This is a genomic window from Olivibacter sp. EAT-5 (assembly GCF_044784325.1).
GTDB lineage: Bacteria > Bacteroidota > Bacteroidia > Sphingobacteriales > Sphingobacteriaceae > Olivibacter > Olivibacter oleidegradans.
On sequence record NZ_CP173028.1, the window covers coordinates 3,347,299 to 3,373,361 of the forward strand.

Here is a 26,063-nt window from a genome sequence, read left to right on the forward strand (position 1 = left end):
TTTATTGACGTCACTATCGAATCAGGTAATTAATGCCTATTCTAAAATTAAAAGGATTACCCAACGAGGCCGTAACCGTACGCGAATTGCCGCCTAAAAAATAGCGTTCATCTGTAATATTATATACATTGAATTGAATGTTATAGCGGTTACGTTCATAATTAAGCATAGCGTCAAGTACAGTGGAAGCTGGTATCAAAAAATTTTGTGCACTTACAAAACCTACCTGGTTGCTGGTGTACCTGCCACCGATACCGATACCAAGCCCCTTTGCAAAACCAGTTGATAAATTGTATTTGATCCAGGCATTGGCCATATGCTTGGGAGCATTTGCAAAGCGACTACCTTTAGCGCCTAAGGTATTATCGGATAATAGTACATGATCGTTGTACGCATATCCAACTATCAGATTGAAATGATGAATGTTCCCTTGGGTAGTGGCCTCAAAACCTTTGCTACGTGTTCCATCGATGGCGACTTGTCTATTTGGGTTTTCATCTGTCGGCGCAGCAGCTAATATATTGGTGTAATCGATCTGATAAGCCGCCAATGTCAATGAAAATTGATTCTCGAACCAAGACGATTTGCTGCCCACTTCAACCTGCTTGGCTGTTCTTGGCGGGAATGGCCCTCCGTTTCGTACTGAATTGGAAGTTTGTGGATTGAAGGATGTGGTGTAGCTGCCGTAAAAGGAAAGCGCATCAATAGGCGAATAGACTAATCCTACTCGCGGAATCCAGGCCGAAGCATCCGATTCGTTTCCTTGCTCATTATCACGCGCTGATAAAGGGACGCGTCTCAAGCTGTAATCGTCATAGCGCAAGGATAGCAACAAAATTAAATCTTTATATTTTATCTGATCCTGCACATAAGTGCCAATTAAATGAATACGCTCTTTATTGTCGTCGTAATAATCGACTTCCGGGTTAGGGGCTGGGGGGTCAAGGCTATAATCGGGATTAAAAATGCTAATGCGTTGCGCCGGTGAATTTCGGTAGTCATTTTTATGCCAACCATAATTATTATAATCGATACCGGTTAAGATATTATGAGTTAATGGCCCTGTTTTTAAAACATAGTTGAGAAAGGCCGTTGTTTGCCAGTTAAATTGGTCGTATAGCCAGTCTTGATACGATCTACTGATCGAGTCATGCTGAATCAAACCGGTTACAATATGGTCGGTATAATCGAAACGACTTCGCACATAACGTTGCACCAAGGTAAGTCGGAGCTTATTGCCCAATTGTTGATCGTAACGCAGATTGACGGATGTGTTATGCGTTTTTCCATAGTCACTCGGGCTCTGTGCCGTTAGGTTATTCGGATAATAATCAAAATCAAAGGTACCATCAGGGCGAGTGAAAACATAAGAACCTCGGTCATATTGCTGCACGGCTTTCTCGTAGGCGTAGTTTACTTCCAGCAGCAGTTTGCCGGTGCAATTAAATTCATAAGAAAGGGAAGGAGCAATTAACAAGTTACGAACATCCTGATAGTCGCGAAAACTATTTCCTTGGTCGTACCCGACAATACTACGATAAAGCAGTTTTTTATTCTTAGTTAAGGGGCCCGTAGCATCCAAAGAAAATCGTTTAGCATTCCAGCTGCCATAAAATGCACTTAATTCCAGCTGCGGCAGCGATAATGGTTTTTTAGTGGTAAAATTTATGGTGCCCCCCGGTGCATTATTACTGAAAAGAACCGAAGAAGGTCCCCTTAATACTTCAACCTGTTCTATATTGTAAAGTAGCGGTTGTTGGCTCCATAAATACAAATTTCCCCGTATGCCGTTGAAGGTGATGATGCCTGCGTCAAAAGGATTGTAAAAAGTAAAGCCTCTTAGGCTGTAATATCCCATACCGTTATTGGCCTTTACGCCTGTTAAGGTATTCGTTAAATCGTTTAGCGTAAATGCCTGCTTGTCGCGAATGACCTGTTGGCTAATCACTTGTATGGATTGCGGTGTTTGCTGCAACGAACTGGGTGTGCGCGTAACATTGGTTACACTATCAATCTGATAGCGCTTTTGTCGTGCACTGATCAATACCTCGTCGAGTTTACGCGTGGTGTTCGTATCGATAGAAATGGTTTGTCCTTGCGTTACTGCTATAGAAAGAAGCAATAACACAAAGAGACTACTTATGAATCTCATTGTTAAAGCATAATTTAAAATCAAAAAAGAATGCATGCCGAATCTTGCTAAAACGGTTGATGCCTATGTCTGAAAAAGATTTTAAATTACACCCTGGGTGGTTTCAATAAAGAAGTATGGTAATTAGTTGGCCTTCCTTGGGTATAGGCAATCAGAAAAGATTGCTTAATGTTGTAAGTAGGAATTGTATTAAGTTGAGCAAGTTGGGGCGTTTGTAAATAGATGATTTCAGCCAGCTGCTTTATCATTTCCTGCTGCTGTTCATGTTCTCTTTTTTCGAGCTCTTTCATTTTTTTCATCAAAACACATTGCCCGTTACACTGTAATTCGGGCCGATCTCGATTAATACAGAGCTCCGTCGCTATATACTGCTGATTTAATTTAAAAGATACGAATAACCAAAATCTGCCGAAAGGCTGCATTAATACAACCAGTATCAAGAAGCAAACAGTAAGTTTTGATTTCATCGTACACATGGGTGCTGCAAAGCTAAAAAAAAGTGTAATGCAAAAGAAATTCTTCTTGTTTTTCTCTATAGATAAATTAGCTTTCCTAATTTTTTACAAGGATAGCTAAGATGTTATAGAAAGAAGATAATAAAGGTCAAAAAAAATGATGCGATTGCGTAGATATTTGTTTAACTAACCAATATTAGATGGGACAAGAGCGTAATACCTCTACATTAATTGCGAATCAATTTTAATTTATGATGAAAGCATCAATCACAGCAATCACACTGGGTATGTTGGCATGCTCAATAGGTGTCACAAAGGCGCAATATCCGGTTATACCGAAAGCAATAGAAGATTCCGCAAATGCGGAGATGGCCAAATTTCAAGCCCATGAGGAGGCAGCTTGGGCTAAAGCACTTCCGGTTATCGAGAAAGAAGCGAAAAATGGGAAGCCCTATATCCCTTGGGCAAGTAAACCCGAAGATCTTCCACAGGCAAAAATACCTGCCTTTCCCGGCGCTGAAGGTGGTGGTGCGTTTTCTTTTGGGGGGCGTGGTGGTAAAGTATATGTGGTTACGAGTTTGGCAGACAACGGCCCGGGGACCTTTCGCGAAGCCTGTGAACAAGGGGGGGCACGTATTGTCGTATTTAATGTAGCTGGTATTATTCATCTGAAAAGCCCCGTTAGTATCCGAGCGCCCTATATTACCATTGCCGGGCAAACTGCCCCTGGCGACGGTATTTGTATTGCGGGTGAATCGGTATGGATTGATACGCATGATGTCGTGATTCGCTACATGCGTTTCAGACGGGGAAGTACCGATGTTAACAGACGAGACGATGCCTTGGGAGGAAATGGTATCGGCAATATTATTATTGATCATGTATCAGCGAGCTGGGGCCTCGATGAGAATATGTCAATGTATCGTCACGTATATAATAGGGGAGATAGCACGAAACAGGAAAAACTGCCAACAGTCAATGTAACTATACAGAATTCAATCTTTTCAGAAGCCTTAGACCGTTATAACCACGCTTTTGGAAGTACCATTGGCGGACTCAACAGCACGTTTCTGCGAAATCTTTGGGCGTCTAACATTAGTCGGAATCCTTCTATAGGTATGTACGGTGATTTTGGCTTTGTTAATAATGTTATCTTCAATTGGTGGAATCGAAGCGCTGATGGGGGCGATCATCGTTCGCTTTTCAATTTTATTAATAACTATTACAAACCGGGGCCGATCACGCCGATTGATAAACCTATTGGGCATCGTATACTGAAGCCGGAAGGAAATAGAGATCGCGGGCATGAAAATGAATATGGAAAAGCTTATGTCTCCGGTAATATCGTGGAAGGAAATGCAACAGTAACAGCGGATAATTGGGCCGGGGGTGTACAGATTGGAAACAAGCCCAATGCGGAGCCTTACACCGCACAGATTCGTGTCGACAAACCATTCCCGATGGCTAAAGTTACCTTGATGTCCGCAAAAGAAGCTTATGACCATGTATTAAAGAACGTCGGAGCAAACTTGCCGAAACGCGATGCAGTAGATGAACGGGTCATTAAACAGGTCGCAACGGGTAAGATTATTTATAACAAAAACAGTAAAGCTGACGTAAGCAGCCCTTATGTTAAACGCCGTCTACCCGCAGACTCCTATAAAATGGGCATAATCGCTGATCCGGAACAGGTTGGTGGCTACCCTACCTACAAGGGAACTCCTTATCAGGATGCAGATCAAGACGGTATGCCGGACGAGTGGGAAACTGCACATGGTTTGAATCCAAAAGATGCAGGCGATGCGAGCTTGGATCGGGACGGTGATGGATATACCAATATTGAAGAATTTATAAATAGTGTGGTTCCTAAAATATTATAAGAAACGATAATAGAAGGTTTGAACATGATGTAGAGCTCTACCTCCCGTTCCTTAAATTAACTAGGGACGGGAGGTGGTACGATGCATGTTTAACGACCGGGAGATCGATTAACCCTTCAGCAAGGCTAAACGTTCCTCCTCTAGGTCAAGGTAATAGAGATGTTTCCGCACAATCTCCTCGTCAAGATTTTGTTCTTTATTACTATGTATTAGCAGCCAGGTCCGTTGTTCTTGTATAATCGCTAAATAAATCTCTTTATGTCGGCCGCTTATATTTTCTTCCGGAGCATCTGTACGGGTCTTATGTTCCCATTTGTAAACGAGTTGCTTTAACATTCCATCACTTTCCAAATGATCTTTATAGGAGGTTTGTAGATGTCGCAGAGCCTGCGTTGCCAATTGCCGTTTAATCCATTTGTCGGCTTCCTCCTCCGGTAAGGTGTCGCCAAAGTTAGGAAAGCCTATCTTCTTAATTAAATAGGGAAGGGTTAATCCTTGCACCAGCAAGGTTACGAGAATGACTACAAACGTAATAAATAAGATAAGATTGCGTTGCGGAAATATTGTTCCATTATCAAGCTGCGCCGGAATCGATAAGGCAGCAGCAAGTGATACTACACCCCGCATACCCGACCAACCGAGTAAAAAAGGCGTTCTTGCTCCAGGGTTTCTTTTGTCGGCTACGGTGATAAAGTTTCGGGCGATTAACGTAACGAGCACGGCTCCATAAGCTGCAAGTATCCGGTCGATAATAAGCACAGCACTTATTAGTAAGCCATAGCCTATAGCGGATGATAAGCTCATACCACCTAGCTCGGCAGTGATTTCGGGCAATTCCAAACCAATTAGCATAAATACCAGGCCATTTAGCACAAACACCAAGCTTTGCCATACGTTGAAACCTCTTAGTCGCGATTGGCTACTTAAAAAATTATGGCGCTTATTGGCTAATAACAGACCACCGCAAACTACCGCCAACACGCCTGAACAATGGGCTTCCTCTGCTGCAATATACATCACGTAGGGTGTTACAATGGTCAGTACAATATCGATCTGTGGATCGGTGGGTAGTAACTTATGAGCCTTCATAAAAATCCACCCAATGGCCAGGCCTATTCCTACGCCGCCAGTAACCATCCATCCAAAACTGAGCGCCGCTTCATGCCACACAAATTGCCCGGTAGCAACCGCAACGAGAGCAAATCGGAAGATGATCAACGAAGAGGCGTCGTTCATTAAACTTTCGCCCTCCAGAATGGAAACCATTCTACGTGGTACTTTTACAAATTTTAGGATTGCAGTGGCGCTAACTGCATCCGGTGGCGAAACAATACCACCTAGGACAAAACCTAGCGCCAGCGAGAATCCGGGTATAAAATGATTGGCTACCAAGGCTACCGAGAGGGCTGTTAGAAATACTACGACAAAAGCAAAGCTTACGATAATGCGCCGCCACCGCCAAAGTTCTTTCCAGGAAGTTGCCCATGCGGCTTCGTACAACAAAGGCGGAAGGAAAATCACAAAGATAAGCTCGGGCTCTATATGGACACGAGGTAGACCCGGAATAAAACTGATAAGCAGGCCGGCAATAACTAGTACAATTGGATAAGCAATACGCAATTTTTTTGCAAGCATGATCAGAAGCAAGATCACAATCAGTAAGCCTATGTAGAAAGGAAAGTGGTCGAACATCTTAAGGTTTTTTGGAGTACAAATATAGGATCAAATTTAATGCTAAATTAGCCGTACGGAGCATGCTCACCTGCTATTTATTTGGATACCGGATGGACGTGATCGTTATCTTTTTGTAAAGGCCATTTTAATGCCCATTAAAAGATACACACAGCCCGTTATTTTGTTGAGCCAGCTACTCAGTTTCAAATTTTTCTTTAATTTGGCAGAGAACAGTGAAGAACAATAAGCAATAAGTGAAAGCCAAATACTACCCAATAGCGCGAAACTTGCGCCAAGGGCTATAAAAGGACTAGGATCATCCATATACGCTTTGTTAATAAATTGGGGAAAAAAGGAAAGGAAGAACAATGCTACTTTTGGATTGAGAATATTGGTAATAAAACCGGCATAAAAGTTCTGAAAGCCACTTTTACCTTTGGTTATCTCTATATCAAATTGCAATTCCTTTTTTGAGCGAAGTGAGGAAAGCCCAAGAAAGATTAAATACAGTGCACCTACGTATTTAACAACAGAGAACGCCATGGCCGACTGTGCAATAATCATGGAAAGGCCAAGCGAGGCAAACAAGGTGTGTGCTAATATTCCACAAGTAATACCTAACATCGAATGCACACCCGCCGCTCTTCCCTCCGCAATGGATTTGTTTAACACAAACACGGTGTCAATCCCGGGTGTCATAACAAAGATTATTGTGGTTGCTAAAAACAGGATATAATTTTCAATTCCAGCCATAAAAAGAATAATGATTACGAATATAACATTCATTTTTTTAACGTACGCAATAAGTATTCGATCGCCGATACTCGGTAGATTTCTTCTTGTAAACAAAAAAATAAAGCTAGCAAAACAAAAAAGCAAAATATGCGTTTATATAATAAGGTTTAGGTTGATTATAACATACAGAGGCCCATGCTACCCAAAGCAGGGCTTTTGTTGTTTTTGGCTATTTAAAAGAAAACCTATATTTTTAAGTAGATGGTTAGAAAATTAAGATGCCAAGCTGGAAAAGACGATGCATAAATTTGTTGCTGAAATAAATATCATTGGTATTAATCCTTTTGTATTTGTGCCTGAAAAAATCTTACAAGATATTTTTAAAGAAGCAGGAAAGGAAAAGGGAAAAATTCCGATTCGAGGATCGATAAATGGGAATCCTTATAAACAAACATTAGTGAAGTATCAGGGGGACTGGCGTCTGTACGTTAACACATTGATGCTTAAAAACTCTCCGAAAAGAATAGGAGAGGTCGTTGAATTGACGCTTGAATTCGACCCCGGTGATCGAACGATTAAACCCCACCAAAAGTTAGTGGCCGCACTTGGCGAAAACCAAGATGCCAAAGATGTCTTTGATAAACTAAGTCCGTCGCTACAGAATGAAATTATTCGATACATTGCCAATTTAAAAACGGAAACAAGCATCGATAGAAATGTAATAAGAGCGATCGACTTTTTGCTGGGAAAAAGTCGGTTTATCGGACGAGATAAGCCCTGAATCAGGGTCCGTTATGAATAGGGTTAACTGCCATCGTCAGCTCAGTTGCATATTTCAATGCGCATTTTTGAGCCGGTTTGACTTTGATTGGTGTTCATATCTCAATATCTATTGTTATTTGTTCGCGCCAAACAATTAAGACGAAGTGGTCGTGTGTCAAAGGTACCTAATTGAATTAGAAGCAAGGCAAATTTGACACTTTCCTTGAGGATACCATCTAACAAAAGAATGGAATAAACGATTACAAATCGTTCTGCGCCTTTTTTATGATTTTATTAAGTTCTATTCCCTTTCCAAGTACTCCTTTGAAGAGATCACCAGTCTCTTTCAACCGATCATAAGCATTGTGAATAGTAAAGTCGCTCATTTTTAAACCACGTTTCACTTCGTCCCAGGCAAGTGGCATCGAGACGGTTGCTCCCGGCTTTGGTCGTAGGGAGTAGGGGCCAGCTATAGTAGCTCCGGGCCGGTTTTGCAAGAAGTCTAGATACATCTTTCCTTTTCGATCACTTACTTTTCGTTTTAAGGATGTGAAATCGGGTAGTTGCTCGTGTACCAGACTGACGATGACCTTTGCAAAAAGCTGCGATTGCTCATAAGAGTATTTCGCTCCCAATGGGATGTAAATATGAATACCGGTGGACCCTGATGTTTTAGGATAGCTCGATACGCCTAAAGCGTCCAATACCTTCCTCACTTCCTGAGCGGCTTCGATGACCTGCTCGAAGGTGTTTTTATCAGGATCCAGATCGATCACGCAATAATCCGGATTATCGGGCGACTGCACTCTGCTAAACCAAGGATTCATCTCAATACAGCCTAATGACGCCATCCATAGCAAGGTTGCTTCATCGTCGCCAACCAGATATTCTTTATGTTCGCCCTCGCTGGTGGTGTATGGGTAAGTTTTGCTTACCCATTCCGGCGCTTTTCCCTTCACATCTTTTTGATAAAAGCTTGGACCTTTAATGCCATTTGGGAAGCGGTTCAGAGACATCGGACGATCTTTCAAGTAGGGTAAGATAAATTCGGCTATTCTATAATAATAGTTGAACATGTCTCGTTTGGTAATGCCGTCATCCGGCCAATAGACCTTGCTGAGATGCGTAAATTTCAATTCTTTACCATTAACTTTACGTGTTTGCGTCTCTTCACGTGGGTTCAAGAGGGTACGCCTTTCGGTTTTAGCGGGCTTGATTGCATGTTTAGTCCCCTTGTCTTCTTCTTCCACCTCGGCCACGGTGGATTCTGTGTCAGCCGCTTTCTCCAATACGACATCATCGGCTTCTTTGTCCTCCCGCATACCTTTGAAAGATGCCTGCCTGAAAATTCCTTCGCTGGTAACTTCGGCGTAATTCACTTCGCATACCAGTTCCGGTTTCAGCCATGTAGGTTTTGCGCCGAGTCGTTGTGGACGAAAACGGGATGGCTTGTCCACGTCAGGTTCTACATCGAAGGGACTTCTGTCGGTAATCAGCGGTTTGAATAGCTTCATCATTTCCTTCTGCTTGCTGTCCGAAAAACCGGTGCCCACTTTACCCGCATATCGAAGTTTCTTTCCGTCATACACCCCCATGACGAGGGCACTGAACGCTTTGGACGTTCCCTCATTACGCGTAAATCCAGCGATCACTACTTCTTGTCGCCGTTGCACTTTGATCTTAAGCCACTCTTTCGATCGGAGGTCAGAGGTGTACTTACTATCAGCTTTTTTTGCTATAATACCTTCAAGCCCGACCTGCTCTGCCGCGTCAAAAAAGTCGATCCCCCTTGCGGCGAAAACCTTACTTTGGCGGATACGGTCATCATCAGTAGGTAATATGTCCTGAAGGATTGCCTGCCGTTCTACCAATGGCAATCCCATCAGGTTTTTGCCCTCATACCATAAAATGTCAAAAACGTAATAAACCAAGTTGCCATCGGCTTCGCTTCGCCAATTCTGTAAGGCCCCAAAGTCGGACAGCCCTTTTTCATCTAGCACAACAATTTCTCCATCAATTACGGCATTGATACGCCATCCTTTCAAAAGGTCGACAAGCGGATAGTATTTATCGAAAGGAATATTATTCCGAGAAATTAGTTTAACATCTGTCTTACTGACCTTGGCAATGGCACGATAACCATCCCATTTTACTTCGTATAGCCAATCCGGATCATCAAAAGGTTCGTCAATAAGGGTAGCCTTCATCGGTTTGATTGATTTCGGAATAGTGGACTCCGGTGCTTTTTTTAGCAAGCTGGGTACATCCATCTTCTGCGGCTCTCCGGCTTCATTTACATCATCCGCCAAGTGTTCATCAGCATTTTGGCTTTTTTTTGTTCGTGTGTTCTTTCTAGACTTTTCAACGGTTTTCTCACGGCCGTTTTGCCATACCTTATTGCTGCTTTTTTCAATCTCTTCCAATGCTCTGTCAGAAAGTACCGACTTGTCTTTTTTAGTGATATCAGATTTACTGGCAAATTCGTCTTTATGTTTGATAAGGAGCCAGCCGTTTTCACCCATCCCTTGTGTTTTTACCAGCGCATATTCGCCTTTTAGTTTATGTCCATGTAGCCGGATTTTGAGTGACCCTTTATGAAGCTGCTCCAATAAATGTTTTTCTTGTGCCTTCTTACTCTTCAGTCCTTCTATTGGTTCATAGGTGCCTTCGTCCCAAACAATTACCGTACCGCCGCCATATTGTCCTTTAGGGATAATCCCCTCAAACTGCCGATAGTCCATGGGATGATCTTCCACCATCATCGCCAAACGCTTGTTCTGCGGATCAGTGGATGGGCCTTTAGGCACAGCCCAGCTTTTCAGCACCCCATCCATTTCTAAGCGAAAGTCGTAATGTAATCGCGATGCTTTGTGTTTTTGCACCACAAAAGTGAGTTGTTTCCGGTTCGGACTCTTACCTGACTTCGGTTCACTGGTCTTTTTAAAATCTCGTTTGTTACGGTATTGATCAAGCGGCATAGCTAACCTAGCCCTAAAGGGCCCTCCATTTTTACTGAAAAATATTGATTCTTCGTCCTTTCAACATGTTTTTGATTCCTTCTATCACTCGTTCCATTGCCTGGCCAGCCTCTGTAGCGCCATCGCATCCCTTGCATGTTTTTTATTAACAAAAGAAACATCGATCAGTTTTATCTCCTGTATTTAATCCGCAAGAACACTGGCATAACAACTAAGTTTACATTGACAAGGCTAGGTCGATTCGCTATTTTAGCGATGTACTGCGAATTTCGGCTTCCTAGTTGTTTATTGACCTCAATTTTATATTCCTGAACCATCCATCAGAAGAATTTCCGGTCCAAAAGCCCACCCATCCGGTATCAGTTTTACTAAGTCTATCCACAGATAGTGTTGGCACGTTACTGTCATTAATATAAACATCAACCGTTGATTCTTTAACGTGTATCCGAACATGGAACCAGTCATCTGGTTTGATATCCATATTCAACGCTGCTTCATATTTTCCGGGACTGTCACTGCGGAGCTTATTCCATGTATAGGTAGGATGAGCAATGTATTGGACACTGTGCGATTTCCGTTCCTGATTTTCGAAATTAAAAGGACGAAAATAGACTGCCTCAAAGGTTTGATCATTACTTCCATGGAAGGCGATACCTACAAAGCTTCGCTGCGGGGTATTACTTCCTTTTATGTCAGCTTCTATGACCCCTTGCCGAAAGTTTACACCATTTATCCGTAAATAACCATCACCCTCTTTTGCTGTCAGATAAATATCGTTCCTTTCAAACTTAACCGTCCGATTTATCGCCACGGACCGGGTTTGTATTACTTTAGCATCCAGCGTGATCGAATCCTGTGCATAGGCTATGGATAAGCCGAAAATGCTCATAAATAGCGCGATAAGCTTGGTTACCTTCTTGTTGTTTTCTAAAATTGTTTTCATGCGATTTTAAATGATTATAGACGTATAACTGGGTTGACTTATTGAACAAATGAAAAAAAATCAGTCGGATCTAACAAATTCAATGCAGTTCAAAATCGTTCAATTGCGTTCCAAGCCCAGCCAATTTTTCGGATTTTCTCTCGGGTTGTAAATCAACCTTCATCGTCTTTAATCAACTTTTAGGATGTTTTCTAGGAAATTTCATACACTGAATGTGCTTATTCGAATAGTTTAGTCATTCATTAGCAAGCACTTTGCAGAAATTGGGCGGAATCGTCTAAGCTATTAGTCGATTTCTGAAACCATTTGATGAAGCGAACTGTTCTATCAGCAGATATCATTTTATGAATAGAAACCTATGAAAAAAGGCCTTGTCAGGAAATTTCCAATAATCATCATCCCATTCATGGCAATGAACGTCATCGCATTTTTGTCCTGTAGTAATCAGCAAAAACGAATGAATAGCGAAGACATGGTGAATGCCCATACCACAAATAGTGATGAGCTAGAAGTTCCTTATGTATTAGCTGAAAACTATTTTGTCCGAAACGATTTTGATGAAACCAGTTTATCAACACCTAAAATATCAAGTCGTGAAGAGTTTGATAAAATTTTTGGAATGGCCACAGTTATGGGGGATCAGGGGAAACCGACCCCGATTGATTTTACAAAGCAATTTGCTATTGCCGTTATTTCACCTGCAGATGAACTGGCCGTGAAGATGAAGGCGGTCTCCCTGCAAAAAAAGGAAGGTCATCTCCTCCTGCGTTATAAACAAGATATTGGTGCTAAACTAAGCATGAAGATACAGCCATTTTTATTATTGGTCGTTGATAAAAAGTTTGACGGGCAAGTCGCGGTAGAAGAGGAAAAGTGATCATTGCATTTTTATATATTCCCTAATCCCAAGAGCGTCCTCGGGACTAGGGAATACGTATTTTTACCACTTATTTATTGTAATCCGGATAGGGGGCGCCCTTACCGGTTTCGCAAAGGCGCTTCAGACTTCTGAAGAAAAGCGCCCAATCATAACTGCAAGAGGCAAACTCGGGCGTGTAGTCTTTCCATCCATCGTGATGGAAGAACAGTATACATCCTTTTTTATGCGGTTCGAGCTCAAAAGTAAGCCTTGTGCCTATCCATTCTTCATAAGCGCTAACACAAAGCCATTTTATCTTACTGTAGGGTTTAAGCTGCTCTACTTTCATTTCTTTGAAATAGTCAGGACCGAAAGAAAAGCGTAAGATACTTCCAATGGTTGGTTTTGCCAGGGTATCCGGCGTCCACCACCCCGCTAAACCTTCTTGGGTAGTTAGGGCCTCAAAAACTTTTTCAACAGGTGCTTCAATAAGCAATCGATGACGAATGCTTTTGTTTCTTGTTGTGTCGCTGTTATCCGGCGACTCTTTCTCCAAATCTTCGGTTTCATCATCTTTGGGTGTCGCACTCCCTTTTCCGGTTAAGATTAAATCCTTTAAGCTGTTCTGGATGTAATGTGTCCATGCGTCGTGGCAAATTTGGAAGCACTCATAGGCCGGAACCAAGCCCTGATGTGTAAATCTCAAAGTTGTTTTACCGTCTTTTTCGGATAACTCAAAAATCACATAGGTATCTTTCCATTCCGTTTTTTCTTGCGCGAACTTGAAATAATTATCAAGCACATGCCAAACTACTTTTTCATTCGGCACCATTTCAGTGATTTTCATTTTCGCCCGGTGCACATCTTGATAATGGTAAGAAAATTCACTATGGAGCTTGTCTGTATCGCCGTCAATATTTTCTGACCACCAACCACGAACGTTGTTAACCGCCTTAAAAACTTCCTGTGGTTTCGCGTTGACCACCAGCGTGGTGCTAAAACTCTTATTTTCACTTTTCATTTTATTTTGATTTTATTCTTTTTCGTACTGTCTTAAGTCAAAGTTAGCGATCCAAGTACATCAACCGGGGGTGTCAAATAGACTTTATGGCGGGTTGATTTGGACATATGAATTGGTTAACTTTGCATATAACCGTCGTAAATCCGAAGCAGATGAAACACCTTACCATATTAGTACCCAATATACAAACGGCCAACAGTACCATCGCTTGCATTGTTGGCGCGTACCAAATTTTTACCGGTGCCAACAGCTATTGGGAGAAAAAAGGGAATAAACCATTATTTAAAATCGAGACGGCGGGCGTAGCAGAAGAATCTGCATTTATCAATGGACTGCTGACTATAAAGCCACAGATCAATATATCGGCGTTAAAGAAGACCGATCTTGTGTTAATTCCTTCTTTAAACCCTGAATTCAAACAAGCAATGGAAGATAATATGGTGTTGATAAACTGGTTTCGCGAGCAATATAAAAATGGCGCAGAAGTGGCTAGTATGTGCACGGGTGCGTTTATGTTAGCCTCCTCGGGATTACTGGATAAAAGGAGTTGTTCTATTCATTGGAATTCAGCAGACAATTTTAGGTCCTTATTTCCGGAAGTACAGTTAAAAACCGAAAAATTAATTACGGATGAAAACGGTATTTACACTAATGGGGGTGGTTACTCATTTCTGAATCTACTTTTGTATTTGGTTGAGAAGTATTATGATCGGGAAACGGCCATTTATTGTTCCAAAATCTTTCAAGTAGAGATTGACCGTCAAACGCAATCTGCTTTCACGATATTCACCGGACAAAAGTCGCATGGCGATGAAGTTATAATAAAAGCGCAGCAATATATAGAAGATAATTTCAATGAGAAAATTTCCGTAGAAGATCTTTCGAGAAAACTTGCTATAGGTAGGCGAAATTTTGACCGGCGATTTATAAAAGCGACCGGTAATACGCCTATTGAATATTTGCAGCGGGTAAAGATCGAATCGGCCAAAAAAGCGTTTGAAACAACGCGTAAGACCATCAATGAAGTGATGTACGAAGTAGGTTATTCAGATGTAAAAGCTTTCCGTGAAGTTTTTAGAAAGATAACGGGACTATCGCCTTTAGACTATAAAAATAAGTACAATAAAGATGCCGACAGCATGTTGTCGGATTAAATACTTGGTTCACGTCTTTAATAAAGATACGTTTATTATGTATCTTGCGCATACAAAAAGACAGTATTACGATTTAGACGGTTCATGATGAATGGGGGCTAAAGCGCTTATTGCAGGTCCCTCAATCACCTCCCCATCTGTCGTAAAGCGACTGCCATGGCAGGGGCAATCCCAAGACTGTTCACCACTATTCCAATGGACAATACAGCCCATATGGGGGCAGACCGCTGAGACAATGAATAGGTCTCCTGTTCGATTTCGGGATACGGCACATTTTTGCCCATTAATCTCCATAATCTTACCTTCCGTTGGCTTTATTTCGGAGAAGTGGTCCACATTTTCTTTAAATAAATAATCTTTAATTAACTCATAGGTAACAGAAGCGTTGGCTTTTATATAATTGGCGGCCGACGCAATGGGCGTAATGCGCGAAGCATCATACAGCTTATTCCATGGGTTAGGATTGCCGATGATTTCAGCACTGATAATGATAGCAGCGAGGGTCCCATAAACTAAGCCATCGGCCGAGAAGCCCGTAGCGATATAGGTTTTCTTACTACCGGAGCTCTTGCCAATGTACGGGATACCATCCGCCGGCTTATATTGTTGAGCGGCCCAACTGTAAACAACGGAATTAACATTAAAACGTTCGCGGAGGAAATTCTCTAGATTCCGGAAGCGCGACTCGTTGTGTTCCTCTGTACCAACCTTATGCTTCTCTCCCAATACCATCAGCACTTTGCCATGGGCCGTATCGTAGGTTCGTATAGAATAATGCTGTTTCGATATCATATCCCAATAAGTTCCATTAGGAGGGTAGTTGTCATTTAGTGTGGCTGCAACGGCATACTCCCTGTAAGGCTCCATAGAAGAATGGACGAAATAGAGGCCTTTGGGTGTGTGTGTTGCCATAATTACTTCTGTTGCCGTTATCTTACCTCGATCAGTTATGACGATACAGGGTTCACCTTCTTCATAACTCATCATTTTGGTGTGTTCAAAGATTAAACAAGAATCTGACTGAATATGTTGAGCTAGTGCAACCGTATATTGCAAAGGGTTAAATTGAGCTTGATTGGCGATGCTGAAACCGACACTTGGCTTTATATCAAATGGAATAAAATCCGATGTTGTTAGTCCAGCTCTTTCCACTGCTTCTCTTTCTTTTTGGATGTAAGAGGCACTTTCCCCTTGTTCGGAGAATAAACACCAAGGGACATGTACAAAGCCGCAATTGATATTGAACTCCTGTATAAGCGCTTCGATAAAATCAACGGCAGCTGCCCGCGACTCAACAATTTGCTTCGCATGCTCCTTCCCCCACTTCTTTTCAATGGTATGCAGTCCTTCACTACCCGGTATGGCATAAAGATTCCCGGTAGAAAATCCTGTGGAGCCTTCGCCAATAGCACGGGCTTCTAGTACGGTTACTTTTTTTCCTTGCTTTGCCAATAAATAGGCAGCGGTAATACCCGTAATTCCGCCGCCAATGATTGCAACGTCTACGGTAAGGTCCTGATCGAGAATAGGAAAGGAGCCTTGCTTCGAGTTATCTTTCCATACAGAAGTTATGTTTACCATAATCAGCAGATTTATCTTTTAAAAGCAACACAAGGCCCCCTTCATTTGTTTCAAAAGAAAGTGGGAAGGATCATACACTTAAAAATGCTTTGTACCTCGTAAGGAAAAAACGGATAGAAAAAAATGAAGTAAGAAAAATGTTTTATTTTTAAAGAAATTAAAAGAATGAAGAATATTATTGCTAAAGAAATTCTCGACTACAACAGTTTTCTTAAAGGTGAAGACCAAGCTATCTGTGAATTACTTGCCAAAGAAATCAGTAGCAACTTACCTGAAGCGGAGAATAAGATATGGCACCGTCATCCCGTTTGGTTTTTGGAAGGCAATCCTATTGCCGGCTATAATAAACTCAAAGCCGGTGTGCGACTCATGTTTTGGAGCGGGGCCGATTTCGGAGAAGAGGGGTTAAATCAACGAGGAGGTAAATTCAGAGACGCCTCTATCTTCTATCATTCAGTTGATGAAATTGATACAGACGATTTGCAACGCTGGCTCGCAAAATCAAGAGCCATTCAATGGGATTATAAAAATATTGTAAAACGTAAAGGCAAACTGGAAAGGCTAAAATGAAACATACAATACTTCATAGCTTCTTGCCGCAGCCTGTCCTAGTGTAATTCTTTTGAACCCGGAGGTTAGAGAATGTAAAAAGATTCCGGATTCAGCGGCGCCGGTGTTTTACTTTCTTTCAGTAAATTACAGGTATTAATATGGATGGTTCGTGCAACGGCAGTAACCGGTGTATCCGTTGGACGATTATCAAAAGGATCCTGGAGATGAGTGGCTGTTCTTTCGAGCAGTAGAAAACATCCGGATATGACCACCAGTAGCGGTATTTCATATATACTATCAATTTCACCCAGCGAAATGGATAAAGTAACTACAAAAACGTAAATCATAAAATGCAGAAACAAGCGATAAGTAACCGGGAAGACCGTGTTTTTTATACGCTCTGCCATGCCCATCGCATCCGAGAACTTAACTAAAGTTGTGTTTAATTGAACATGATAGAATTCGGTTAAATGTCCATCTTTCTTTAAACTCGCAATTTGTAACGCATTCATTTGCAACAGCGCTAGCGGTTTGTTACTATGGTTATCCATTTCTCGCATATCCTCTGTATTGATTAGATCCTCTATGTTTTTTTTCGGATCCAAACCCCGTAAATTCTGCCCTAAACTATAGCACCATGCAACATGCCGAAGCGCTATCTGCCGGATAATGGCTTGCTTTTCTTCGCTTACGAAGGATTGTAATTGAAGAACCAAACTTCGACTGTCGTTAACAATCGCGCCCCAAATTTTCCGGGCTTCCCACCAGCGGTCGTACGATTGGTTTAGATTAAAAGATAGTAGAACCGAAATCGCGGTGCCTATAAAGGCCGGTATAGCTATCGGCATTTGAGGAATGAAATCAATGAAATAAATAGCAATAGATTTCACAATCAGGCCGATGATAATAACATATACTATTTGTACGCGAATTTTTCTAAATATATATGCAATTGGAATCTTGGTATTCGTCAGCATTTTTCCGTTCTTATTATTTTGCCATAATCTGTTGCATAATAGGTGTTTTTCATTAAAATGGCATTAGAAAGGGACGGTTTCTGCAACACAATCTTCGGTTCAAAAGGTCTGTATGTAGGGGCCTCTTTCGGGGTATATTCGCCACATATCCACGGTATATTCGCCTTTAGGGTAGCAAACGTGAGCTTTTAGCGGTAAAGTAGCGAGTAGGTAGCGGTTAAAGAGAGGGTGAAGCAAAGAGCGCCGAACCGTAGCCCGGCACTCAAACCAAACACCATATTATATCGATTGTGGAAATACATCTTCCCATGATGTGTCTTGCCAATTTTGCGCTTCGGCATCTGTGAGCAGGCAACCTTCGATTTCTTTCAAACATTTTTCCTTATTAAGGTACTGGCCAATAAATACCAGCTCGTTCTGACGATCTCCCCACCTTATATTCCATCTCTTCTCAATTTCTCCTTTGTATTCATGATAGGCTGCGTATCGAATTCTTTCTTCATAGGGCATGCTGCACCACCAGTGGCCCGCACTTTCTATGCGAAGGCTGCCGCCGGCCTGACTGAAGTTAATCGCTTTGTCAGGTCTGGAAGCCAGCCAAAACAGTCCTTTAGCCCGGATGATCGAATTGGGGTAGTCTTGATTAAGATAGTTATACCATCTCATCGGATGAAAAGGCTTCGGCGATCTGAACACGAAGGAAGAAATGCCATATTCTTCCGTTTCCGGTATGTGTTCATCTTCCAGTTCTTTCTTCCAGCCAGCCGCATTTGAAGCTTCTTCAAAATTAAAGAGACCGGTATTTATAATAGTCGCCGGATCGACCCTGCCAAAAGCGGATCGAATGATGCGTGCATCGGGATTTAGTTGTTTGATTGCCGCTTCCAATGTACCTATTGTATTTTCTGAGACAAGATCCGTCTTGTTGAGGATGATGACGTTTGCGAATTCTAATTGATCTGTAAGTAGATTAACAATGGCACGGCTGTCATATACGTCGTCAGTGAGCGAGCGGTCAAGCAGTGTTTCCTGTGTGCTAAAATCCTGAAAGAAATTAAAACAGTCTACTACGGTTACCATGGTATCAATGTAACTGAACGAGCTGAGGTCGATACCTTGCTGTTGATCTACATAGCTCCAGGTTTGCGCTACGGGTATCGGCTCCGAAATACCTGTACTCTCGATAAGTAAATAATCGAATCGATTCTCTCTGGCAAGCTTTTCCACTTCGACAACCAAATCTTCTCGCAGTGTACAACAGATACAGCCATTGCTCATCTCCACGAGTTTTTCCTCCGTTCGTGATAGTACATTTTCGCGACTTACCATTTGAGCATCGATATTGACTTCGCTCATATCGTTCACAATCACAGCAACTTTTAGGTTCTCCTTGTTGTGCAATACATGATTTAACAGGGTCGTTTTTCCGGCACCTAGGAAGCCGCTTAATACCGTTACAGGAAGTTTTTTTATTGTCATATCTAATTGTTCTTTACGTGTCCCAATTTGGGGTATACACTTTGTTTAAGGGGTTACCGTTGTTTTTCGACTATTTCGAGCCAGGATACAATTTTTCGATAATGATCAAGACCATACAACCGGATAAATTCAATGGTTTCGGGATGCTTGTCTTGTTTGTAAATAGCCAACCGTCTTTTGGCAAAATCGGCGCAAAGAGGTATGCCGCACATTTTAGTGATACAGTAATGCCAGGCTTCGAAATCTTGTGGTATCATTTTGATGCAATTAAGTTGCAAATGTAAATACTGTTTTGTTATTTTGCAACTTAATTGCATTTGTTAATTATTAAATAATGAAAGTCATGAAAGTAACGTTACTGGGAAAAATGGACAGGGTTGGTATGACGGCTTCCGCTTTATGTGCTATCCACTGTGCATTGATGCCATTTGTAATAACCTTGCTGCCTCTAGTTGGGCTCGAATTTCTGTCCAATCCCTGGGTGGAAGTTGCTGTAATTGCTTTATCGGTGCTTGTCGGTATGGCTTCGTTGATTCCTTCTTATCTCAAGTATCACCGTAAGATGTTACCGCTTTTGATGTTAACCATAGGCTTTATACTGATTTTTGGAGCCCACTTACTTGGTTTTCACGAAATGGAACCGGTCCTTGTGCCCTTAGGAGGGTTCACCATCGCGGGTGCCCATTTTTTAAATTGGAAATTCAACAAGCCTTATCATTGCGCTGCTTGCATCGCCGAAAATAAAAATGAATCTAGATGAGTGTGCTTATATCTTATAGCGATCTCGAGGTGCGGTATAAGAATGGCATTGGTTTATCATTTCCGGGATTTGAAGTCGACAAAGGGACGCATTGCTTGATTCTTGGAGATTCGGGCACTGGAAAAACCACCTTGCTGCATGTCTTATGTGGTCTTATGAAGCCGTCGTCGGGCATTGTAACCGTAGCAGGTGTCGATATTTATGGATTATCTCCGAAGCGAATGGACCAATTCCGCGGACAGCATGTTGGGCTGATTTTTCAACAGGCCCATCTTATCAAAAGCCTAACGGTCCTTGAAAATCTCAAAATGGCTCGTTGGTTGGCTGGGTTAGGGGAAAATACGAGTGAGTTATCTGTGATATTGGAGAGATTAAATATGGGCGACAAAATTAAAAGTTATCCCCATGAGCTAAGTCAGGGACAGCTACAGCGTGCTGCCATTGCTAGGGCTCTCGTGAACCGACCTCGGCTGCTGATAGCCGACGAACCCACTTCTGCGCTGGACGACCGTAATGCGGAGGCCGTGATTGCACTTTTATTAGAGCAGGCACAAAGTTACGGTGCAACTTTGCTGATTGCCACGCATGATAAAAGACTAAAGGACAAATTTTCTAGCACCTATATATTGTAAAGAATGAAGCTATTCCGCATTGTCTGGAAGACTATTATTTATAATTTTTCCTCGTCGGCACTTTGCATACTGCTGTCTGCATTGGGAACGGCGATTTTGTGTCTGGTTTTGCTGCTGTCGTCGCAGATCAATCGGCAGATCAGCTTGAATGGCAGCCACGTTGATCTGGTAGTTGGTGCTAAGGGAAGTCCTTTGCAGTTGATTTTAAGCAGTATTTTTCACGTCGATTATCCTACGGGAAATATTCTGCTAGATGATGCGCGCAAAATAGCGGCTCATCCATTGGTTAAGTCGGCCGTGCCACTATCTATAGGAGATAATTACCAAGGATTCCGGATTGTCGGGACTGACAACAGCTTTCTCGACCTGTATGGTCTTCATTTAGTTTCGGGTAAATGGGGGGCGGGCGACTTTGAGGCGGTGATAGGTCATGAAGTAGCCAAATCAGAAGGACTTAAATGTGGGGATAAAATTGTCGGAGCGCATGGTCTGGCCGATAGTGGAGATCTTCACGGTGATCATCCTTATACTATCGTAGGGATCTTGGAGGAGAGTCGTAGTATAGCGGATCGTTTGGTACTGACGAATTTGTCAAGCGTTTGGCATATGCATGAACATGAGCATCAGCATCAGGAACATCAGCGTCAACATCAAGAAAAGGAAGAGGTGCATGACTTGTTGAATATGAATGTACAAGGAAGAGAGATTACAAGTATGTTGATTCGTTATAAGAATCCTACGGCCGTCGCTATGTTCCCACGACTGGTTAATCAGACTACCAACATGCAGGCTGCTTCGCCGGCGATAGAAAGTGCTCGCTTGTTTTCAATGATGGGAGTCGGTTTGGATGCGGCGCGCGTTTTAGCTATGGTACTTATGCTAATGGCTGCTATAAGTGTCTTTGCCAGTCTTTATAACTCGTTTAAAAACAGGAAATATGAGCTGGCGATCATGCGGTCTATGGGTGCCGCTAAAAGCGTCTTATTTAAGCTGATGCTACTAGAGGGGATGCTGATTACAGCAATGGGCGCTATATCCGGTGTTCTATTGGCTCACATTGCCGCCCTTGCCATCGCTGTAGAGGAAGGTGGATATTTTGTCGATGCCTATGGTTTCGGGATCGAAGAAATTTCCGTTGTGCTGGCGGCTTTATTGCTGGGATTCAGCGCGGCCTTGATACCTGCAGCCAAGGCCTATTCTACTCCAATTTCGGAAACCTTAGCTAAATAATATATGTTATTTCGACGACTGTTTGCATCGATTTTTTTGTTGGCTTTCACCGCACAGGCTCAAACGCCCGATCATCAGCTGATGATGAATGAGGTTTGGGAGGCCTTTGATCAGTTGATGTACAAAGTTACAACAGAAGATGACGGTACTACCGTTTATACGCCTCACTTTCCCAAGGTATTGAAAGATTTGGATCATACGACGGTAACATTACCCGGTTATATGGTGCCTTTTGAATTGGGACGAGATCATCATATGTTTATGCTATCGGTTCTTCCCGTGATGCAGTGCATGTTTTGCGGTCAGAATGGGATCCCGCCACTGGTGCAGGTGACCATGAAAAGTGGAAAGGCAAGGTTTTCCAACAATCCGTTAAAAATAAGGGGAAAGGTGTATTTAAATACCAATCTCGAGAAAGGTGCGGAAATACAGATTTTGGATGCCGAAGTTGTTGAACAGGACTAAGCTTGAGGAACAATAACCAATCATTCGGAAGCCATTCAGCCCCTACTATTGTCATCCAAATGTCGAATCGACTTAATAAGTTAAATTGTTGGCAAAAATATTTTGATGTGTGTACTTTTTACACTATCTTTGTGTCATCATAATTTAGGTTTATAATTGGTTAGTTAAAAGTCTTCAATCTCCCCGGTTGAAGATTTTTTTTATTTCATGTTTAGCAATATAGCGATACGTTAGCAAGTACAAAACAGGCTTCGATATTACCGACTATTCCATAAATACACCGGGTTCTTTTTTATTGTCTAAAAACTCTTCAGCCATAGGTATCCACCAGCTGGACCTTGCCATCATACCGATATGTGTAGTACCTGGTAAGATAGCCATGCGAGAAGTAGACATTTCGCCGAAGTCGCCCATTTTAGCACCACCCTTCATGCGCATCAGCTCATTGGCATGTTCATAGCGAATACCGTCCGCATCACCTAATAACATGAGGATAGGAATATCCATTTTACGAACGTCTTCTGTCCAATCGTAAGGTTTTAAATCAATGCTCATTGTCTTGGTGAAAAACTCATTAAATTTCTCTGGATGAGGAGAAAGGGCTTTATAAGCATCTTCTAATGGCGAGCCTTTAAACATATCTGCAGTCATCGTTGCGAACGTTTTTTCCGTTTCGGGCCACCAACCATCGTGTTTATACGCACCAGATACAATCACTAGTTTTTTCACTTGTTCCGGATGGCGGATACCCATTTGGAAAGCAACTCCGCCACCCATGCTATAACCGAGTATGTCAGCGCTATCGATGTGAAGGTGTTTAAGTAACTCGCTAATATCATCCGCCATATTTTCGTAACTGAGCGCACGGGGAATGTCAGCTGTACGGCCGTGCCCCTGCATCTCTGCTACCACAATTTTTCTGTTTTTGAAAAGAGGAATAATTTGTTCCCAGTTCATCGGAATGGTCATAAACGAACCGTGAATCAGTACAAGCGGTGCTCCCTCGCCGTGCACTTCATAATACATCTTTAAACCATTTATTGGCGCATAACCCGTTTTGTTCTGAGATGGCTGGGCATAAAGTTTTACTTGGAATCCTTGTGAGACGACAATTAGTGCAAGGATGATACATGTTCTTAACGATTTCATATTCTTTGTTTTAGATAATAGTTGCAAATAGAAAAATAACTTGTTGTGTTTTATATAGCGCTTTATAAAACAAAGGTACGGGCCATTGCCTTATGAGATGAGGGGTGAAATTGGCAATGTGAAGGGGGGATTACGACAATGTGATGGTTGGGTCAACGAGTCAATTCATCGGTAGTTAGGTTACTAAGTTAAATGATACACGGTTGTTGTTCGTGAAGCTGCAAAACAAAGCGATGAAACATCCATCGCTTTGTTTAAACTATAGTTATTACTTGAGATCAAAGCGATCTGCATTCATCACTTTGGTCCAGGCGGCAACGAAATCTTTCACAAACTTGTCTTTCCCATCCGAACTTCCATAGACTTCGGCAATGGCTCTTAGTTCCGCGTTTGAACCAAATACCAGGTCGGCGCGCGTGGCAGTCCATTTGGGCTGCCGCGTTGCGCGGTCGTAGCCTTCATACAGTTCCTGGTCCGGTGATGACGCTTTCCATGCTGTACGCATATCGAGCAAATTTATAAAGAAATCGTTCGTTAATACACCGGGTGTACTTGTAAAAACGCCGTGTGCGGATCCGTCGAAGTTTGTGTTCAGTACACGCATACCGCCTACCAGTACCGTTAGCTCCGGAGCCGTAAGTCCTAACAATTGTGCTTTATCGATTAGCAGTGCTTCGGTAGGTATGGAGGATTTATTCTTGCGATAATTACGGAATCCATCAGCGGCAGGTTCTAAAAAGGCAATGGATTCGACATCAGTTTGCTCTTGCGAAGCATCCATTCGCCCCGGGTTAAATGGAACCGTGATGGCATGCCCCCCATCCTTCGCTGCCTTTTCGATGGCGGCGCATCCTGCCAACACAATCAGGTCAGCGAGTGATACTCTTCTTCCTCCCGGTTGCACGTTGTTGAATTCCCTTTGAATATTTTCCAAAGCGTGTAATACCTTTGTGAGCTGAGGAGGATTATTTACCGGCCAATCTTTTTGTGGTGCTAGGCGAATGCGAGCGCCGTTGGCACCCCCGCGTTTATCTGAATTGCGGAAAGTAGCGGCGGAAGCCCACGCGGTGGAAATTAATTCCGATACACTTAAGCCGGTAGCAAGAATTTTTGCTTTTAACATAACGATATCATTGGCGTCTACCAACGGATGGTCAACAGCGGGGATCGGATCCTGCCAGATTAATTCTTCTTTAGGTACATCCGGGCCAAGGTAACGACTACGGGGTCCCATATCACGATGAGTCAATTTAAACCAGGCACGAGCGAAGGCATCTGCAAAAGCATCCGGATTTTCCAGAAAACGTCTTGATATCTTTTCAAAACCGGGATCAAGCCGTAGTGCAAGATCTGTAGTAAGCATGGTGGGCTTCCGCTTTTTTGTTGGATCAAAGGGGTCAGGAATAATGTCGCCCGCATCTTTCGCTACCCATTGATGCGCACCGGCGGGGCTTTTCGTTAATTCCCATTCAAAGGCAAAAAGATTTTCGAAAAAATTATTGCTCCACTGCGTTGGTGTGGTTGTCCATATCACTTCCAATCCACTGGTAATGGTGTCTGGCCCTTTACCGCTACCATAGCTGTTGTGCCAACCTAAACCTTGCGATTCCAATCCTGCAGCTTCGGGTTCTTTTCCTACATGGGTTGCAGGTGCTGCCCCATGCGTTTTTCCAAAGCTGTGGCCTCCGGCAATCAGCGCAACAGTTTCTTCGTCATCCATGGCCATACGGCTAAAAGTGTCTCGTATGTCTTTTGCGGCGGCAATAGGATCCGGATTGCCATCTGGACCTTCAGGATTTACATAGATCAGTCCCATCTGTACCGCTGCCAGCGGTTTTTCTAAGTCGCGCGAGTGGATGTCACCATCCGCATCATCATCTGAAACCAGTACGCCATGACCTTCCACGACACCTTCTGACCCGTGTGTATAACGTACGTCACCACCCAGCCACGTCGTTTCCGCTCCCCAATATACATCTTCTTCGGCTTCCCACATATCTTCGCGCCCACCCGCAAATCCAAAAGTTTTAAAACCCATTGATTCCAAGGCAATATTTCCGGCAAGGATCAATAAATCGGCCCATGAAATGTTACGACCATATTTTTGTTTAATTGGCCAAAGCAATCGACGGGCTTTATCTAAGCTCACATTATCAGGCCAACTATTCAGTGGCGCGAAGCGCTGTTGTCCACCCCCCGCGCCACCGCGGCCATCACCTACACGGTAAGTGCCGGCGCTGTGCCAAGCCATGCGAATAAATAAGGGCCCATAGTGGCCAAAATCAGCTGGCCACCAGTCCTGTGAGTCGGCCATGAGAGCATGTAGATCCTGCTTTACCGCTTCGAGGTCCAGACTTTTAAATGCTTCGGCATAATTGAAATCGGGATCCATCGGATCGGATAGGGAAGAGTGTTGACGTAGAATGTTTAGTTTTAATTGATTAGGCCACCAATCTTGATTTCTGGTGCCACCGCCACCAACTGCTTGTTTTAATAATTTTTCGCCGTGAAATGGACATTTACTGATGTCTTTTGATTCCATGTTAGAGATTTTGCGTTGAGAAAATAATTATTTATCACTTAAGTACTCGTACAAACGGACTACAGCTACTGGTTTCTTGTGGC

Annotated in this window: 22 protein-coding genes; 9 read left to right on the plus strand and 13 right to left on the minus strand. The window is 42.7% G+C overall.

Annotation, left to right across the window (positions count from 1 at the left end):
* Positions 1-13 precede the first annotated feature (13 nt).
* Positions 14-2,152, minus strand: a complete 2,139-nt coding sequence (locus ACH11B_RS13770; protein ID WP_246860266.1) for a TonB-dependent siderophore receptor — start codon at positions 2,150-2,152, stop codon at positions 14-16.
* 86 nt (positions 2,153-2,238) lie between these two features.
* Positions 2,239-2,442, minus strand: a complete 204-nt coding sequence (locus tag ACH11B_RS13775) for a hypothetical protein (protein ID WP_377612167.1) — start codon at positions 2,440-2,442, stop codon at positions 2,239-2,241.
* Positions 2,443-2,861: 419 nt separating this feature from the next.
* On the opposite strand from ACH11B_RS13775, the gene ACH11B_RS13780 reads away from it, so the two are divergent.
* On the plus strand, positions 2,862-4,487 hold the full coding sequence (locus ACH11B_RS13780; RefSeq protein ID WP_377612836.1) for a polysaccharide lyase: 1,626 nt from the start codon (positions 2,862-2,864) through the stop codon (positions 4,485-4,487).
* A gap of 108 nt (positions 4,488-4,595) precedes the next feature.
* On the opposite strand, the gene ACH11B_RS13785 is transcribed toward ACH11B_RS13780, so the two are convergent.
* Positions 4,596-6,179 (minus strand): Na+/H+ antiporter, encoded by a 1,584-nt coding sequence (locus ACH11B_RS13785; RefSeq protein WP_377612165.1) that lies wholly within the window; start codon positions 6,177-6,179, stop codon positions 4,596-4,598.
* 105 nt (positions 6,180-6,284) lie between these two features.
* Positions 6,285-6,947 carry a LysE family translocator gene (locus ACH11B_RS13790; RefSeq protein ID WP_377612163.1) on the minus strand — a complete coding sequence of 221 codons (663 nt, stop codon included), beginning with the start codon at positions 6,945-6,947 and terminating at the stop codon, positions 6,285-6,287.
* Between the two features lie 247 nt (positions 6,948-7,194).
* Here ACH11B_RS13790 and ACH11B_RS13795 point away from each other — a divergent pair, with 247 nt between their 5' ends.
* A complete protein-coding gene (locus tag ACH11B_RS13795; RefSeq protein ID WP_377612161.1) occupies positions 7,195-7,677 on the plus strand; it encodes a YdeI/OmpD-associated family protein in 483 nt (160 codons plus the stop codon).
* 241 nt (positions 7,678-7,918) lie between these two features.
* Here the strand turns inward: ACH11B_RS13795 and ligD are convergent, their stop codons facing one another.
* Both ligD and ACH11B_RS13805 read right to left on the minus strand, forming a co-directional pair.
* Positions 7,919-10,636, minus strand: coding sequence for a DNA ligase D (gene ligD, locus ACH11B_RS13800; RefSeq protein ID WP_377612159.1), 2,718 nt, complete (start codon positions 10,634-10,636; stop codon positions 7,919-7,921).
* 277 nt (positions 10,637-10,913) lie between these two features.
* The gene (locus ACH11B_RS13805; protein WP_377612157.1) at positions 10,914-11,579 is read right to left on the minus strand and encodes a family 16 glycoside hydrolase; all 666 of its coding nucleotides are present in this window, start codon (positions 11,577-11,579) and stop codon (positions 10,914-10,916) included.
* A 358-nt stretch (positions 11,580-11,937) separates the two neighbouring features.
* On the opposite strand from ACH11B_RS13805, the gene ACH11B_RS13810 reads away from it, so the two are divergent.
* The gene (locus ACH11B_RS13810; RefSeq protein ID WP_377612155.1) at positions 11,938-12,456 is read left to right on the plus strand and encodes a hypothetical protein; all 519 of its coding nucleotides are present in this window, start codon (positions 11,938-11,940) and stop codon (positions 12,454-12,456) included.
* Between the two features lie 70 nt (positions 12,457-12,526).
* Here ACH11B_RS13810 and ACH11B_RS13815 read toward each other — a convergent pair whose 3' ends face one another.
* Positions 12,527-13,459 carry an SRPBCC domain-containing protein gene (locus tag ACH11B_RS13815; protein ID WP_130857098.1) on the minus strand — a complete coding sequence of 311 codons (933 nt, stop codon included), beginning with the start codon at positions 13,457-13,459 and terminating at the stop codon, positions 12,527-12,529.
* Positions 13,460-13,566: 107 nt separating this feature from the next.
* Here ACH11B_RS13815 and ACH11B_RS13820 point away from each other — a divergent pair, with 107 nt between their 5' ends.
* Positions 13,567-14,613, plus strand: coding sequence for a GlxA family transcriptional regulator (locus tag ACH11B_RS13820; protein ID WP_404273972.1), 1,047 nt, complete (start codon positions 13,567-13,569; stop codon positions 14,611-14,613).
* 66 nt (positions 14,614-14,679) lie between these two features.
* Here the strand turns inward: ACH11B_RS13820 and ACH11B_RS13825 are convergent, their stop codons facing one another.
* A complete protein-coding gene (locus ACH11B_RS13825; protein ID WP_130857099.1) occupies positions 14,680-16,194 on the minus strand; it encodes an FAD-dependent oxidoreductase in 1,515 nt (504 codons plus the stop codon).
* 165 nt (positions 16,195-16,359) lie between these two features.
* On the opposite strand from ACH11B_RS13825, the gene ACH11B_RS13830 reads away from it, so the two are divergent.
* Positions 16,360-16,764 carry a DUF1801 domain-containing protein gene (locus ACH11B_RS13830; RefSeq protein WP_013665857.1) on the plus strand — a complete coding sequence of 135 codons (405 nt, stop codon included), beginning with the start codon at positions 16,360-16,362 and terminating at the stop codon, positions 16,762-16,764.
* A gap of 65 nt (positions 16,765-16,829) precedes the next feature.
* Here ACH11B_RS13830 and ACH11B_RS13835 read toward each other — a convergent pair whose 3' ends face one another.
* From ACH11B_RS13835 to ACH11B_RS13845, 3 genes are all read right to left on the minus strand, one after another.
* Entirely contained in the window at positions 16,830-17,723 is an 894-nt protein-coding gene (locus ACH11B_RS13835; protein ID WP_130857101.1) for a bestrophin family protein, read from the minus strand.
* Between the two features lie 279 nt (positions 17,724-18,002).
* On the minus strand, positions 18,003-19,202 hold the full coding sequence (locus tag ACH11B_RS13840) for a GTP-binding protein (RefSeq protein ID WP_377612152.1): 1,200 nt from the start codon (positions 19,200-19,202) through the stop codon (positions 18,003-18,005).
* 53 nt (positions 19,203-19,255) lie between these two features.
* On the minus strand, positions 19,256-19,459 hold the full coding sequence (locus ACH11B_RS13845) for a hypothetical protein (RefSeq protein WP_041387347.1): 204 nt from the start codon (positions 19,457-19,459) through the stop codon (positions 19,256-19,258).
* Positions 19,460-19,545: 86 nt separating this feature from the next.
* Here ACH11B_RS13845 and ACH11B_RS13850 point away from each other — a divergent pair, with 86 nt between their 5' ends.
* From ACH11B_RS13850 to ACH11B_RS13865, 4 genes are read left to right on the plus strand one after another with little or no spacing between them, the layout of a single operon-like run.
* Positions 19,546-19,962, plus strand: a complete 417-nt coding sequence (locus ACH11B_RS13850; protein ID WP_013665860.1) for a MerC domain-containing protein — start codon at positions 19,546-19,548, stop codon at positions 19,960-19,962.
* Positions 19,959-20,594 (plus strand): ABC transporter ATP-binding protein, encoded by a 636-nt coding sequence (locus ACH11B_RS13855; RefSeq protein WP_013665861.1) that lies wholly within the window; start codon positions 19,959-19,961, stop codon positions 20,592-20,594. The genes ACH11B_RS13850 and ACH11B_RS13855 overlap by 4 nt, the downstream gene beginning before the upstream one ends.
* A 3-nt stretch (positions 20,595-20,597) precedes the next feature.
* Positions 20,598-21,824 carry an ABC transporter permease gene (locus ACH11B_RS13860; RefSeq protein WP_013665862.1) on the plus strand — a complete coding sequence of 409 codons (1,227 nt, stop codon included), beginning with the start codon at positions 20,598-20,600 and terminating at the stop codon, positions 21,822-21,824.
* Between the two features lie 3 nt (positions 21,825-21,827).
* Positions 21,828-22,289 carry a hypothetical protein gene (locus ACH11B_RS13865; RefSeq protein ID WP_013665863.1) on the plus strand — a complete coding sequence of 154 codons (462 nt, stop codon included), beginning with the start codon at positions 21,828-21,830 and terminating at the stop codon, positions 22,287-22,289.
* A gap of 264 nt (positions 22,290-22,553) precedes the next feature.
* On the opposite strand, the gene ACH11B_RS13870 is transcribed toward ACH11B_RS13865, so the two are convergent.
* Together ACH11B_RS13870 and katG are read right to left on the minus strand one after the other, a co-directional pair.
* Positions 22,554-23,438 (minus strand): alpha/beta fold hydrolase, encoded by an 885-nt coding sequence (locus ACH11B_RS13870; RefSeq protein WP_377612148.1) that lies wholly within the window; start codon positions 23,436-23,438, stop codon positions 22,554-22,556.
* A gap of 268 nt (positions 23,439-23,706) precedes the next feature.
* Positions 23,707-25,980, minus strand: a complete 2,274-nt coding sequence (gene katG / locus ACH11B_RS13875; protein WP_377612146.1) for a catalase/peroxidase HPI — start codon at positions 25,978-25,980, stop codon at positions 23,707-23,709.
* Positions 25,981-26,063: the final 83 nt, after the last annotated feature.

What these genes read in the sequence shown, in the direction of transcription:
- ACH11B_RS13770 (WP_246860266.1), bottom strand. Translation starts at nt 2,152, where the DNA reads ATGAGATTCATAAGTAGTCTCTTTGTGTTATTGCTTCTTTCTATAGCA.
- ACH11B_RS13775 (WP_377612167.1), bottom strand. Translation starts at nt 2,442, where the DNA reads ATGAAAGAGCTCGAAAAAAGAGAACATGAACAGCAGCAGGAAATGATA.
- ACH11B_RS13780 (WP_377612836.1), top strand. Translation starts at nt 2,862, where the DNA reads ATGAAAGCATCAATCACAGCAATCACACTGGGTATGTTGGCATGCTCA.
- ACH11B_RS13785 (WP_377612165.1), bottom strand. Translation starts at nt 6,179, where the DNA reads ATGTTCGACCACTTTCCTTTCTACATAGGCTTACTGATTGTGATCTTG.
- ACH11B_RS13790 (WP_377612163.1), bottom strand. Translation starts at nt 6,947, where the DNA reads ATGAATGTTATATTCGTAATCATTATTCTTTTTATGGCTGGAATTGAA.
- ACH11B_RS13795 (WP_377612161.1), top strand. Translation starts at nt 7,195, where the DNA reads ATGCATAAATTTGTTGCTGAAATAAATATCATTGGTATTAATCCTTTT.
- ligD (WP_377612159.1), bottom strand. Translation starts at nt 10,636, where the DNA reads ATGCCGCTTGATCAATACCGTAACAAACGAGATTTTAAAAAGACCAGT.
- ACH11B_RS13805 (WP_377612157.1), bottom strand. Translation starts at nt 11,579, where the DNA reads ATGAAAACAATTTTAGAAAACAACAAGAAGGTAACCAAGCTTATCGCG.
- ACH11B_RS13810 (WP_377612155.1), top strand. Translation starts at nt 11,938, where the DNA reads ATGAAAAAAGGCCTTGTCAGGAAATTTCCAATAATCATCATCCCATTC.
- ACH11B_RS13815 (WP_130857098.1), bottom strand. Translation starts at nt 13,459, where the DNA reads ATGAAAAGTGAAAATAAGAGTTTTAGCACCACGCTGGTGGTCAACGCG.
- ACH11B_RS13820 (WP_404273972.1), top strand. Translation starts at nt 13,567, where the DNA reads ATGAATTGGTTAACTTTGCATATAACCGTCGTAAATCCGAAGCAGATG.
- ACH11B_RS13825 (WP_130857099.1), bottom strand. Translation starts at nt 16,194, where the DNA reads ATGGTAAACATAACTTCTGTATGGAAAGATAACTCGAAGCAAGGCTCC.
- ACH11B_RS13830 (WP_013665857.1), top strand. Translation starts at nt 16,360, where the DNA reads ATGAAGAATATTATTGCTAAAGAAATTCTCGACTACAACAGTTTTCTT.
- ACH11B_RS13835 (WP_130857101.1), bottom strand. Translation starts at nt 17,723, where the DNA reads ATGCTGACGAATACCAAGATTCCAATTGCATATATATTTAGAAAAATT.
- ACH11B_RS13840 (WP_377612152.1), bottom strand. Translation starts at nt 19,202, where the DNA reads ATGACAATAAAAAAACTTCCTGTAACGGTATTAAGCGGCTTCCTAGGT.
- ACH11B_RS13845 (WP_041387347.1), bottom strand. Translation starts at nt 19,459, where the DNA reads ATGATACCACAAGATTTCGAAGCCTGGCATTACTGTATCACTAAAATG.
- ACH11B_RS13850 (WP_013665860.1), top strand. Translation starts at nt 19,546, where the DNA reads ATGAAAGTAACGTTACTGGGAAAAATGGACAGGGTTGGTATGACGGCT.
- ACH11B_RS13855 (WP_013665861.1), top strand. Translation starts at nt 19,959, where the DNA reads ATGAGTGTGCTTATATCTTATAGCGATCTCGAGGTGCGGTATAAGAAT.
- ACH11B_RS13860 (WP_013665862.1), top strand. Translation starts at nt 20,598, where the DNA reads ATGAAGCTATTCCGCATTGTCTGGAAGACTATTATTTATAATTTTTCC.
- ACH11B_RS13865 (WP_013665863.1), top strand. Translation starts at nt 21,828, where the DNA reads ATGTTATTTCGACGACTGTTTGCATCGATTTTTTTGTTGGCTTTCACC.
- ACH11B_RS13870 (WP_377612148.1), bottom strand. Translation starts at nt 23,438, where the DNA reads ATGAAATCGTTAAGAACATGTATCATCCTTGCACTAATTGTCGTCTCA.
- katG (WP_377612146.1), bottom strand. Translation starts at nt 25,980, where the DNA reads ATGGAATCAAAAGACATCAGTAAATGTCCATTTCACGGCGAAAAATTA.